Genomic DNA, 12,113 nt, shown 5'->3' on the forward strand with positions numbered 1-12,113 from the left:
TGCAATGACAACGCCGCCGACGACGACGACGTCCCGTGGCCCGGCACCGAAACCCGAAATCCCGACTTTGCCGGCCTCGCGACACCCGCCGAGTATCCTCGGCCGATCGTGCTTCTAGCGACGATCTATGCGTCGACGGTTTTGGGGGTAACGCTGCTTCTGGCGGCGGCGGTTTGAGCGCACGAGGCCCGATGCCGCTCTCCGAAAGCCCATGTCTCCGGTATAAACCGTAACCTATGTGTCCGGAACGGACCGAAAGGCTTTGGCGATCCCGACAGGATTCGAACCTGTGACCATCGGCTTAGAAGGCCGGTGCTCTATCCAGCTGAGCTACGGGACCGCTGGCCGGCCTTTGGGCCGGCTGGATATTCTGGCATTGGCCGCCGTTCAATGCGTCCAGGGCGTCCTGCGGTCATAGCGGAAATTCTCCGCATAGGAAATCTGGCGGCGCTTGGTCTCTTTCGGCTCTTCGACGCGGAAAGCGAGCCCTTGCTTTTCGGCGTAGGCTACCGCCTCTTCGCGCGTGTCGAAGCTAAGCATGATCTGGCTTCTCATGTCTGCCGACGTCGTATAGCCCATCAGCGGATCGATCTTCTTGCGCGTCTCGGGATCGAATTCCAGCACCCAGTGGCCGGTTTTGGCCTTGCCGGACTGCATCGCGGTTTTGGCTGGGCTGAAAATGCGCGCGGACATGGCCACCTCGTTCTTGTGCAAGGCAGCATCGCCACCCTTCGCCCGTCATTACTGCGCAATGCGCACGGCGGCAAGGTTTTTGCTCTCGCAGGTTTTTGCACTTGCCATGCACCACCGAAATGAATAGGCAACAGACCGTTCGGAGTGTAGCGCAGCCTGGTAGCGCATCTGGTTTGGGACCAGAGGGTCGGGAGTTCGAATCTCTCCACTCCGACCATCCCCTCACAGCCCAATGCCCGGCGCAGCCATATGGTCACTTGCTCCGGCTCCGGTCGTGCATCCGTGGCCGGTTCGGCAAACAGGGGTTCAGATGCTTGGAATCGATGCCTGGGTGTCGCTTTTCGGACCGGCCTACTTTGCCTATGCCGGCATCACCGTTCCGTTCATGGTGACGTGGGCAATTGCCTGCGCCGCGCTGGCGATGTGGAACAACCGTGAAAGCCGCAGACAGGCGAGGCAGGCCCCAGGCGCCGTCGTCTCCCGCTCCTGGCGTGTCAGTATCGGAATGTTTGTGCTGGTCGCCGCCGGCTATATCGCCGCTCACTCGGCCGTCTACCTCGCCGTCCGTCATTTCGCCAAAATGTGGCTCTGAGACTGACCTCTCAGCTAAATCTCGAATTCGCCCTGCCCTTCATCCATGGCGTTGACGGTTTCGGCTGCCAGCGCCCTGGTGATCGGCGTCTTGCGTTCGAGCGCGGTCCGGTCGAGCCGCTCCACCACGCGCATCGCTGTCGCCAGCGAGCGCTCGATACGGCGGACCAGATACTGCACGACATGCGGTTCGACCTCGATCTGACGGTCGGCGAAGAGTTTCGTGATGACGCCGGCGAGCAGGAGATCGTCGGGCTCATGAATTTCCACTGTCGCGGCCGCTTTCAGCCGTGAGGCGAGATCAGGCAGCGTGACGCCCCAGGCGGACGGGAAGCGGCGCGCCGTCAGGAGCAGCGTCGACCCGGCACCACGCACCGCATTGATCAGATGGAACAGGCCCTGTTCATCGACCGCGCCGGTATCGACATCGTCGATCAGTGTCGGCCGCGCGCCGAGATTGGCAATGCTGTCGCCGATGCGCCTGGCGTCGACCGCCACCGCATTGGCGCGCGCGCGCCAGATCGAGGCCAGATGCGTCTTGCCCGAACCCGCGGGACCGGCCAGCACCACCACCGGCGATGGCCAGTCCGGCCAGCGGTCGACCAGCGCCACGGCCTGGTTGTTGGTGCCGGAGACGACGAGTTCGTCGCGCGAATAGCCGGTGCCATGGCCGAGATCGAGCGGCAACTGGCGTGGCGGGTCGGGTGGCTGGGCAGTCACTTCAGCGACGCGGTTGCGTGCGGTGGCCGCCGCCGCGATCGGCCGGGAGCTGCGGCACAGGTGCCGCGCCGCGGCCCTTGTAGAGCGGCGATTCGAGATAGCGGGCAATGGCGAACCGCACCAGCACGGCGACGGCGGCAGAAGCTGGCACCGCGATCAACAAGCCGACGAAGCCGAACAGCGCACCGAAGGCAAAAAGCGAAAACATCAGCCATACCGGGTGCAGGCCGACGCTCTTGCCGACCAGCCGCGGCTGCAGGATGTTGCCCTCGATGAACTGACCGACGAAGAACACGACCGCGACGGCGACGATCATCGTCCAGTCCGGCCAGAACTGGACGAAGGCGACGCCGATGGCCAGCACCAGCCCGGTCAGCGAGCCGACATAAGGAATGAAGGAAATCAGCCCGGCGAACAGGCCGATGAGGATGCCGAAATTCAGTCCGGTCAGCGTCAGCCCGGTGGCATACATGGCGCCCAGCACCAGGCACAGCGTGCCCTGGCCGCGCACGAAGCCAGCCGTGGCGGTGTTGATGTCACGCGCGATGGCGCGCACGGTCTGGACGTTGTCGCGCGGCACCCAACCGTCGATGACCGCCACCATGCGGTCCCAGTCGAGCAGCATGTAGAAGGCGACCACCGGCGTCACCACGAACAGGCTGACCACCGAGACCAGCGCCATGCCGGAGCTCCACAGCGAGGTGAACACGGTGGTGATCAGGCCGAAGCCCGAGGTCAGCAGCGAATTCAGCCCGTCGCGCAAGCTATTGGCGTTGACGCCGAACTTCTGTTCCAGCCATTTCGGATCGAACGAGGTGATCAGGCTTTGCAGCCGGGTCAGATATTCCGGCAATTTGCCGGCGAAATCGGCCATCTGCGTGGCCAGAACCGGAATGAGGATGACAAAGGCCAGCACCAGCACGATGAGGAAGGTGATGAGGATGACCACCGTCGCCATGAAACGCGACAGGCCGAGCCGCTGCAGCCGGTCGGCAACGGGATCGAGGAAATAGGCCAGCACCATGCCGGCGACGAAGGGCAGCAGGATGGCGCTGAAAACATAGAGGAAAAGCGCCAGCAGCGCGGCGCCGGCCAGCCAGAAGAAGATCTGCCGGCGAAAGGTCGCGGACGCGGCGATGTCGGCGGCCGCGGCCTCGATCGCTGCCGCTTCTGTCTCAGATGTCCGGAGTGGAGCCTTCGCCATAGCCGCTCATGTGCCTCAGCCAAGTCACGAGATAGGCTGCGGCCGAAGCCACGGTCAAGACCCCGGACAGCAATATGAGGGCTGACCTCAGCGGGTCGAGGTGAACGTCAATGGCAAGTTCTCCCAGCACAAGCGCGGCCAGCACGATCTGGATCGCGGTGTTGGCCTTCGACACGAACAACGGTTTCATCTCGACCGGATGGGTCATGACGGCGGACAACACCACCGCGCAGACGATCAACGCGTCGCGCGAGACCATGATGACGACAAGCCACAGCGGCAATTGCCCGATGAAGCTCATGACCACGAACACCGAAACCAGCAGCAGCTTGTCGGCCACCGGGTCGAGATACGCGCCGAGCGTGGACTGCTGGTTGAAACGGCGGGCGATGAACCCGTCGACGCCGTCGGAAATGCCGGCGACGAGGAACCCGGCAAAAGCCCAGTCCCAGCGCGCCTGCAGCATCGCCAGCACCACCGCCGGCACCAGGATAAGGCGCAGGATGGTGATCAGGTTGGGGATGGTCAAATGCTTGGCACCTCCTCTTGGTCGGAGATAAATGATGAAGATAGCGGGTGGCAACAAGAGAGAAGCTGCCGATCTCCCGCACGGGAGAGCGGCTTTCAGCTTGGCTTTCGTCAATCACGAGCGCCTATACGCGCGCCCTGTCCACGGTTTTATGGGCCGAAATGGCCGTTATCCTTGCGGACAGAAACCGTTCATGCGAAGAGCCCGCGACAAGGAAAATTGTTGAACGGGCACCCGAAATGAGCAAGCGCGACGTGAACAAGCGCAAGAACGGGCTCACCTATGCCGAGGCCGGTGTCGATATCGACGCGGGCAATCTCATGGTCGAGAAGATCAAGCCGCTGGTGCGCGCGACGCGCCGCCCGGGCGCCGACGGCGAGATCGGCGGTTTCGGCGGCCTGTTCGACCTCAAGGCGGCCGGCTTTACCGACCCGGTGCTGGTGGCGGCCAATGACGGCGTCGGCACCAAGCTCAAGATCGCCATCGATGCCGGCAAGCACGACACGATTGGCATCGACCTCGTCGCCATGTGCGTCAACGACATCGTCGTGCAAGGTGCCGAACCGCTGTTCTTCCTCGACTATTTCGCCACCGGCAAGCTCGATCCCGACCAGGGTGCCGCAATCGTCGGCGGCATTGCCGAGGGCTGCCGCCAGGCCGGCTGCGCGCTGATCGGCGGCGAGACGGCCGAGATGCCCGGCATGTATCACGGCAATGATTACGACCTCGCTGGCTTTGCGGTGGGCGCCGCCGAACGCGGCCAATTGCTGCCCACCGACGATATTGTCGAAGGCGACGTGCTGCTGGGCCTGGCTTCCTCTGGCTTGCACTCGAACGGATATTCGCTGGTGCGCCGCATCGTCGCCGTCAGCGGTCTGTCGTGGAGCGATCCGGCGCCGTTCAACGACGAGGCCACTCTGGCCGAGGCGCTGCTCGAGCCGACCCGCATCTACGTCAAGTCGATTCTCAAGGCGATCCGCAACACGCATGGTATCAAGGCGCTCGCCCACATCACCGGCGGCGGCTTCCCGGAAAACATCCCGCGCGTGCTGCCCAAGGATTTTTCGGCCGAACTCGACCTCGAAGCGATCGACGTTCCTGCCGTGTTTTCGTGGCTGGCCAAGACCGGCGGCGTGGCGCCGGAAGAGATGATGCGCACCTTCAATTGCGGCATCGGCATGATTCTGGCAGTCGCATCAGGTCAGGCAGCACAGGTCGCCGCCGTGCTGCAGGAGGCCGGCGAGACGGTGACGCCGATCGGCCGCATCGTGCCGCGCCGCGACGCCGGCGTCATCTATCGGGGCTCGATCGGCCTATGAACGCGCAGAGGAAACGCACCGTCGTCCTGATCTCGGGGCGCGGCTCCAACATGACCGCGCTGATTGCTGCGGCCAGCGACCCGGCGTTCCCGGCCGAGATCGTCGGTGTCATTTCCGACAAGGCGGACGCCGCCGGGCTCGGCATCGCCAGAGCGCGCGGCATCGCCACGCAGATCGTCTCGCGTGCCGACCATGGCAGCAAGCAGGCGCATGACGCGGCAATAGACGCGGCGCTCGCGGCCTTCAACGCCGAGATCGTGGCGCTGGCCGGCTATATGCGCATCCTCACCCCCGGCTTCGTCCAGAGATGGCAGGGCCGCATGATCAACATCCACCCTGCCCTGCTGCCGGCGTTCAAGGGGCTCGACACCCATGTGCGCGCACTGGCCGCCGGCATCCGCATCCATGGCTGCACCGTGCACTTCGTCACCTCCGAGATGGATGACGGTCCGATCATCGCACAGGCGGCCGTGCCGGTGATGGTCGGCGACACCGCCGATACTTTGGCAGCCCGCGTGCTGAAGGCCGAGCACCGGCTCTATCCGCTGGCATTGGGACTGGTCGCCGAAGGCAAGGCGCGCATGGAGGCCGGCCGCACCGTGCTTGCCCACTTTGCCGACGATGCCGACAACGGCACTTCGGTGGTGATGGCCCCCGACCCGCTGCGCGAGGAAACCGACCTCGAGCATCTGGCGCGCATCACGCCGTGAGGCGAGAGCGTGACGATGAAACAGCTTCTCCTGCTTCGTCACGCCAAATCCAGCTGGGACGACCCTGGCCTTGATGATTTCGATCGGCCTTTGGCCGAACGCGGAGTGAAGGCGGCGCGCTCGATCGGGCGCGAGCTTGCGGCGCGCGGCTGGCTGCCGGACCTGGCGCTGGTGTCGCCGGCGCTGCGCACCCGCGACACCTGGCGGCTGGTGGCGGCCGAGTGGCCCGTCCAGCCCCGGATCGCATTCGTCGAGGCGCTTTACGATGCTTCAGCGGCGGATATTCTGAGCCAGATTGGTCAGACCGACGCTTCAAGCGGCAGCTTGCTGGTAATTGGCCACAATCCGGGCTTGGAACAGTTGGCCAGACAGCTTGCCGGGCCGGGGTCGGAGGCCAAGGCGCTCGCGAGACTTGAAGAAAAATTCCCGACGGCAGCCCTGGCACGCTTCGCTTTCGAAGGTGACTGGTCCGGCCTGTCGAGCGCCCCGCTGACGCATTGTGTGCACCCGAAGGATTTGGGCTAGAATTCGGGCGCGGCGGGCAAGCTGCCACCCGGCAGACTTCGAACCAACGGTTCATGCCGACTGCGCCAAATCGGCTGCTCAAACGATGCCCCGATTGTTGCTGGTTCCATAAAAAACAAGAGCGGCGGGCAAAGCCCACCGCTCTTTGTGGTCGCAGACTTCAGAAAATCAACGACCCCAGATGCCCTGGCCCGACTGAGCCGGCACCTTGGCATTGGCATCACCCTGCGTCTTTACGGACTTCGGGATCGAGCCGGTGTGCGTGGTGTCGATGTTGGACACGGACTGGTTCGCAACCGGCTGGTTGGCATTGTAAGAGCCATAATTGTCGCTGCCGGCAAAAGCAGTGCCCGTGGCAACGAGGATGGCGGCGGCGGTAAGAGCGATCTTGGTCATTTTAGTTACTCCGGTATTTCTTTTGTTCTGTCCGTCTAGTGGCGTGCCCTTGGGAGGAATTTCGCGTTGCTCGGACCACCCCGAGATGGGTTTGCCCTGCCGCGGATTCCAATCACGAAGATGTTCCTCCGCAGCTTGAATCCGGGCCTTGAAATTTGGCACAGGCCCTCGGCGGTGAGTTTTTTATTCATTAGAATCAAATAATTATGAGAAATCGCCCAGCGCATGACGCTATCATTCGATGAGCCGACGTTCACCCAACATGGACGGTCCGTCAATGATAATCGAACCGAACGGTTCGGTTTTATCCATGGTAGGCGAATTCAGGCTGCTCAAACGCGGCGGCAGCAGGCCGTCTGCTATTTGCCTTGCGGCTGGATCGATACTATCGATTGTTCCTGAGTATGCATTTGTACGCTGCCAGCCGCATCCTCCGAAACGCGGTGGCAGCTTCCCAGGACAGCGATAGATATGCGGCTGCTGCTCGTCGAAGACAATCGCGAACTGGCCGACTGGCTGGGCAAGACCCTGCGTCAGGCGAACTATGTCGTCGACGTCGTCCATGACGGCGAGGATGTCGAGCACGCGCTGGCCGCCGGTGACCACGCGCTTATCATCCTTGACCTGGCATTGCCTCGCATGGGCGGCCTGGAAGTGCTGCGCATGCTGAGGGCGCGCGGCAATGCGGTGCCGGTGATTGTATTGACCGCCAATGCCAGCCTCGACGGTCGAGTCAAGGGCCTCAATGAGGGCGCCGACGACTATCTGGCGAAACCATTCCAGATCGAGGAACTGGAGGCGCGCATCCGCGTGCAGCTGCGCCGCGCCAATGACCGCACCGCGCCCGTCGTTGCTTGCGGCGATCTTGTCTTCGACACCAACACGCGATTGTTTTCGCTCGCCGGCGAAACGCTGGGGCTGACGCCGCGCGAACACGCGGTACTGGAACAATTGATGGTCAAGGCGGGACGTACAGTGAGCAAGGCGGCGCTGTCGGCGGCGATATACGACTTCGAGACCGACGCCGACCCCAGCACCATCGAGATCTATGTGCACCGTGTACGCAAGAAGCTCGAAGGGTCTCGGGTTCAGATCGCCACCTTGCGTGGTCTTGGCTACCTGCTGCGCCATGAGGATTAGCAGCCTCCGTTTGCAGTTGCTGGCCTGGGTGGTGCTGCCGCTTGCGGGGCTCGCCACCATCAACCTATGGACCAGTCACCGCAGCGCGCTGGCGACCGCCGATCTGGTCACGGACCGAATGCTGCTCGGTTCGGCACGCGCGATTGCCGAACAGGTCGCCATAGTGGATGGCGTTCTCGATGCCACGGTGCCGCCGGCGGCAATCGAGATGTTCGACACCGGTGATCGCGACAGCGTCTATTATCATGTCGAGACGGCTGGCGGGCGTTTGCTGACCGGCTACCCCGACCTGCCCGAGGATACGAGGCAGCCGAGCGTGGAAGCGGTCTATCGTGACCAAGCGCTGCGGCTGCTGACGTTCAGTCATGCGGTGGTCGGCGCCGGTCCCGATTCACCTATAACGGTCACCGTGGGCGTCACGATGGCTGGGCATGATGCGATGGTGAAACGGCTGTGGCTCAGCGCCTTCGCCCAGCAACTGGCCCTGGTGGCCATTGCCGGCATCTTCGTGCTGCTCGGCCTGCGTCGCGGCCTGGCGCCGCTGATAAGGCTGCGCGACGCGGTGCGCTCGCCACGCCGCAGCGACCTCGATCCCATTGAAGTGCCAGGTGCGCAAAGCGAGATCCGGCCGCTGATCGATGCGCTCAACGCCTATATGGAGCGCGTGCGGGCGCAGATGGCGGCACAGCGCCGATTCATCGCCAATGCGGCGCACCAGTTGCGCACACCGCTGGCGCTGCTGTCGACGCAGGCGAGCTACGCGCTTCGCGAAACTGTCCCCGACGCACGCCAGGAAGCGCTGGTCGCGCTGCAGACAAGCTCCGGCAAGCTGGCGCGATTGGCCGAACAGTTGCTCACCCTGTCACGCGCCGAACCGGGCAGTCGGCGGCCGCGCGCCGACCACGTCGACCTGACCGAAGCCGCTCGGCACGTTCTGGAAACGCATGCGCCAATAGCAATCGGTCGCAACATCGATCTCGGCCTCGAGGAGGCCGGACCTGTGCCGGTTATCGGCGACGGCACCATGCTGCGCGAGATGATCGTCAATCTTGTCGATAACGCACTGCGCTACACCCGGGCCGGCGGCAGCGTCACGGTGAAGTTGGCGGCCACCGACGGCGAAGCCGTGCTGACAGTCGACGATGACGGGCCCGGCATTCCGGCGGACGAACGCGACCACGTATTCGAACGCTTCTACCGCATCGTCGGCTCGACCGAGGAAGGCAGCGGGCTCGGCCTCGCCATCGTGCGCGAGGTTGTCGAAAATGCCGGCGGCCGCGTCACCCTTGGAGATGGCGCGACCGGCGGTCTGGTGGTCGAGGTCAAGTTGCCTTTGGCCTGATCAATCAGGTCCCCTGTTCGTTGAACGGAGCCGGCCGCCACTTGACGACATAGTTCTCGAAGCGGGTGATGATGAACTCCACCACCAGCGCCATCACCGCCAGGATGATCATGGCGGCAAAGACGCCATTGGCATTGAAGGCGCCCTGCGCTGTAGAGATCAGCAGGCCCATGCCTTGCTTGGCGCCGAGGAATTCGCCGACCACCGCGCCGACCAGGGCAAAACCGAAGCTGACATGCAGGCTGGCCAGGATCCAGCTCATCGCCGACGGGATAATGACGGTGCGTGTGATCTGGAATGGCGAGGCGCCGAGGATCTGGGCGTTGGCGATCATCGCCCGGTCGGCTTCGCGTACACCCTGAAAGGCATTGGCGAAGACGACGAAGAACACCATCACCACGGCGAGCGCCACCTTGGACGCCATGCCGAGGCCGAGCGCGATGATGAACACCGAACCCAGCACGACTCGCGGCACCGAATTGGCGATCTTGATGTAGATGGAAAAGACGTCCGCCAGCAGCCGGTTGCGGCCAAGGATGATGCCTGCGGCGATGCCGCCGACCGCGCCGATGACGAAGCCGAGGAATGTTTCCTCGAGCGTCACATAGATCTGCAGCCAGAGCGGACCTTGCGACGTGCCTTCGGTGACCCACACCCGGATCTGGTCCCGGATGCCGGACGGGCTGGCGAAGAAGAACGGATCGATGATGTTGTAGTCGGCGCCGAGTTCCCACAGGCCGAGGAAGACGACGAGGATAGCCAGGCGCAGGCCGATGACCAGCGCATGGCGGCGGCGCAGCCGCGCCCTCGCCCGGCCTTCGGCGACCGCGATGGAGGCGTCTCGGACTGCTGCATGATCGGCGGTTGAAGAGATGGCGGTCATGGCTGTGTCCCTCTCAATGGCCGGTTTGCAAGGTGCGGCTCTGGCCGAGCTGCACTTCCTCGCGCAGGTCGTTCCAGATCACCTTGGCGATCTCGACGAATTTCGGGTCGTAGCGAATGTCGGCCATGACGCGCGGACGCGGCAGGTCGATGCGGTAGACGCTCTTGACCGTCCCCGGTCCCGCCGTCAGCACATAAACCTTGTCGGCCAGTGCCACCGCCTCCTCCAGGTCGTGGGTGACGAACACGACGGAAGACTTCTGCTCCGACCACAGGCCCAGCAGTTCGTCCTGCATGGCGGTGCGCGTCTGCATGTCGAGCGCACTGAAGGGCTCGTCCATCAGCAGGATCTTGGGCTGGTTGATGAAGGTCTGGGCGAGTGCGACGCGCTTGCGCATGCCGCCGGATAGCTGGTGCGGATAGTGCTTTTCGAAGCGCCCAAGGCCGACACGGCCGATCCAGTCACGCGCCCGCTCATAGGCCTGCGCCTTGGGCGTGCCGCGATAGAGCGGACCGGCGGCGACATTGTCGATGACGCTGCGCCACGGAAACAGCGCATCGGCCTGGAAGACGAAGCCGATGTCGCGGCTGATGTCGTTGACGGGATTGCCCATGACCCGGACATTGCCTGTCGTCGGCCGCAACAGGCCGGTGACGAGGTTGAGCGTCGTCGACTTGCCGCAGCCGGTCGGCCCGACGACGCAGGCGAATTCGCCGCGCGCCACGGTCATGGTGAAATCGCGGATCGCCGTCATCATGTGGCCGTCCGGTGTGACGAAGCGCAGTGTCACATCGTCGATGGCGATCGCGGCATCGGCTGGCGGCGCGGCCTGAGACAGTCTCTCGGCCGCCATGGGTTGCAGTTGCATGGCACTCTCCTGTCGCAATGGGGAAGGAGCCACAGCGCGGCCGCGGGTCTCCAGATGGTCCGGCAAGGGCTGTGCCGCTGCCGGTTTTTTTAGGCTAACGGCGCAAGCTATTGTTCTTCGATGGACGAAGACGGGAAGCCCGCACCGTTGGGGACGAGGCTATTTGGCGGCGTCGACGAATGCCGTTGTGTAGGTCTTCGACAAGTCGATCTGCTTACCCTGCAGGCTCTTGGAGAATGTCGAGAGGACCTTGAGCACGGTCGGCGGGCCGTCGGCCGGCATGCGGCCGTCCGGCGTGAACATCGCCTTGCCGCTGGCCAGCCCCTGCACGTAGAGATCCCTGTTGCCGGCGTAATAGTCCTTCGGCATCTTGTCGGCGATCTCCTCGGCCGAATGGGTGGCGATGAACTTCATCGTCATGACGAAGGCATTGGCGAGCTTCTGTGCCTCATCCTTGTGGTCTTCGAGCCAAGCGGACTGGACGTAGAAGGACGCCGCCGGATAGGGGCCGCCCAGCGCTTCCTTGGTCTTTTCCGGGGTGCGCATATCGACCAGGACATTGGCCTCGCCGGTCTTGAGCAATTGGGCAATGGTCGGCTCGGTGGTCATGCCCGCCTGGATCTGATCCTGCTTGACGGCGGCGATGAAGGTGTTGCCGGCGCCGACCGGCAGCAGCGTATAGTCGCCGGGCTTCAGGCCATTGCGCACGGCCAGATACTGGCTGAGGAAATCGGTCGACGAGCCGAGGCCGGTGACGCCAAGCGTGGCCCCCTTAAAGTCGGCTGGCGACTTGATCTCGGGGTGCCTGGCGGAGACCAGCTCGACCTCGCCAGGCGCCTGGCTGAACTGGACGATCGACTGGATGTATTTGCCCTTCGACTGGAGGTCGATGGTGTGGTCGTAGAAGCCGACGACGCCCTGCACGGCGCCGGCCAGCAATTCATTCTCGGCCTCGACGCCGGCGCGCGAGTTGACCAGTTCGACATCGAGCCCCTGATCCTTGAAGTAGCCGAGCTGCTGGGTGAGCACGGCCGGCAGATAGATCTGCTTTTCCATACCGCCGACGATGATGGTGATCTTGTCGGCCGCCGATGCCGCCGTGGCACCCGTTAAGGCGATGGCCAACGCCAGCGCCGCTGAACGCAAGGCACACTTCGAGATGATACCTGTCACGAAACTTCCTCCACCTGGGG

General features: G+C 63.7%; 14 protein-coding genes and 2 tRNA genes. 7 read left to right on the plus strand and 9 right to left on the minus strand.

Annotated elements, in window-relative coordinates:
• Positions 1–263: 263 nt before the first annotated feature.
• Together EOD15_RS17280 and EOD15_RS17285 are read right to left on the minus strand one after the other, a co-directional pair.
• Positions 264–340: transfer RNA gene (locus EOD15_RS17280), tRNA-Arg, on the minus strand.
• Positions 341–387: 47 nt separating this feature from the next.
• Complete coding sequence (locus tag EOD15_RS17285) at positions 388–693, minus strand: ETC complex I subunit (RefSeq protein WP_127322159.1); 306 nt, start codon at positions 691–693, stop codon at positions 388–390.
• Between the two features lie 140 nt (positions 694–833).
• On the opposite strand from EOD15_RS17285, the gene EOD15_RS17290 reads away from it, so the two are divergent.
• Positions 834–910: transfer RNA gene (locus EOD15_RS17290), tRNA-Pro, on the plus strand.
• A gap of 93 nt (positions 911–1,003) precedes the next feature.
• Positions 1,004–1,285, plus strand: coding sequence for a hypothetical protein (locus tag EOD15_RS17295; RefSeq protein WP_127322160.1), 282 nt, complete (start codon positions 1,004–1,006; stop codon positions 1,283–1,285).
• Between the two features lie 14 nt (positions 1,286–1,299).
• Here the strand turns inward: EOD15_RS17295 and hdaA are convergent, their stop codons facing one another.
• From hdaA to EOD15_RS17310, 3 genes are read right to left on the minus strand one after another with little or no spacing between them, the layout of a single operon-like run.
• On the minus strand, positions 1,300–2,004 hold the full coding sequence (gene hdaA / locus EOD15_RS17300; protein WP_127408665.1) for a DnaA regulatory inactivator HdaA: 705 nt from the start codon (positions 2,002–2,004) through the stop codon (positions 1,300–1,302).
• A gap of 1 nt (position 2,005) precedes the next feature.
• Complete coding sequence (locus EOD15_RS17305) at positions 2,006–3,208, minus strand: AI-2E family transporter (protein WP_127408666.1); 1,203 nt, start codon at positions 3,206–3,208, stop codon at positions 2,006–2,008.
• Entirely contained in the window at positions 3,180–3,737 is a 558-nt protein-coding gene (locus EOD15_RS17310; RefSeq protein ID WP_127322162.1) for a CDP-alcohol phosphatidyltransferase family protein, read from the minus strand. Before EOD15_RS17310 ends, EOD15_RS17305 begins: the two co-directional genes overlap by 29 nt.
• Positions 3,738–3,976: 239 nt before the next feature.
• On the opposite strand from EOD15_RS17310, the gene purM reads away from it, so the two are divergent.
• From purM to EOD15_RS17325, 3 genes are read left to right on the plus strand one after another with little or no spacing between them, the layout of a single operon-like run.
• The gene (gene purM / locus EOD15_RS17315) at positions 3,977–5,056 is read left to right on the plus strand and encodes a phosphoribosylformylglycinamidine cyclo-ligase (RefSeq protein WP_027037916.1); all 1,080 of its coding nucleotides are present in this window, start codon (positions 3,977–3,979) and stop codon (positions 5,054–5,056) included.
• The gene (gene purN, locus EOD15_RS17320) at positions 5,053–5,766 is read left to right on the plus strand and encodes a phosphoribosylglycinamide formyltransferase (RefSeq protein WP_127270790.1); all 714 of its coding nucleotides are present in this window, start codon (positions 5,053–5,055) and stop codon (positions 5,764–5,766) included. Before purM ends, purN begins: the two co-directional genes overlap by 4 nt.
• Positions 5,767–5,781: 15 nt before the next feature.
• The gene (locus EOD15_RS17325; RefSeq protein ID WP_127408667.1) at positions 5,782–6,291 is read left to right on the plus strand and encodes a histidine phosphatase family protein; all 510 of its coding nucleotides are present in this window, start codon (positions 5,782–5,784) and stop codon (positions 6,289–6,291) included.
• Between the two features lie 168 nt (positions 6,292–6,459).
• Here the strand turns inward: EOD15_RS17325 and EOD15_RS17330 are convergent, their stop codons facing one another.
• Complete coding sequence (locus EOD15_RS17330) at positions 6,460–6,687, minus strand: DUF680 domain-containing protein (protein ID WP_127270735.1); 228 nt, start codon at positions 6,685–6,687, stop codon at positions 6,460–6,462.
• 471 nt (positions 6,688–7,158) lie between these two features.
• Between EOD15_RS17330 and EOD15_RS17335 the strand changes: the two genes are divergently transcribed.
• On the plus strand, positions 7,159–7,827 hold the full coding sequence (locus tag EOD15_RS17335) for a response regulator (protein WP_127322836.1): 669 nt from the start codon (positions 7,159–7,161) through the stop codon (positions 7,825–7,827).
• A complete protein-coding gene (locus EOD15_RS17340) occupies positions 7,817–9,169 on the plus strand; it encodes a sensor histidine kinase (RefSeq protein WP_127408668.1) in 1,353 nt (450 codons plus the stop codon). Before EOD15_RS17335 ends, EOD15_RS17340 begins: the two co-directional genes overlap by 11 nt.
• Positions 9,170–9,173: 4 nt before the next feature.
• Here EOD15_RS17340 and EOD15_RS17345 read toward each other — a convergent pair whose 3' ends face one another.
• The 3 genes from EOD15_RS17345 to EOD15_RS17355 form a co-directional block, all read right to left on the minus strand.
• Positions 9,174–10,052: an ABC transporter permease gene (locus tag EOD15_RS17345; RefSeq protein WP_127322876.1), complete on the minus strand. Its 879-nt coding sequence runs from the start codon at positions 10,050–10,052 to the stop codon at positions 9,174–9,176.
• Between the two features lie 13 nt (positions 10,053–10,065).
• Positions 10,066–10,920 (minus strand): ABC transporter ATP-binding protein, encoded by an 855-nt coding sequence (locus EOD15_RS17350; protein WP_050596595.1) that lies wholly within the window; start codon positions 10,918–10,920, stop codon positions 10,066–10,068.
• A gap of 159 nt (positions 10,921–11,079) precedes the next feature.
• Positions 11,080–12,066 (minus strand): ABC transporter substrate-binding protein, encoded by a 987-nt coding sequence (locus EOD15_RS17355; protein WP_245463696.1) that lies wholly within the window; start codon positions 12,064–12,066, stop codon positions 11,080–11,082.
• Positions 12,067–12,113: the final 47 nt, after the last annotated feature.

It is taken from the genome of Mesorhizobium sp. M7A.T.Ca.US.000.02.2.1 (genome assembly GCF_003996995.1).
Lineage (GTDB): Bacteria > Pseudomonadota > Alphaproteobacteria > Rhizobiales > Rhizobiaceae > Mesorhizobium.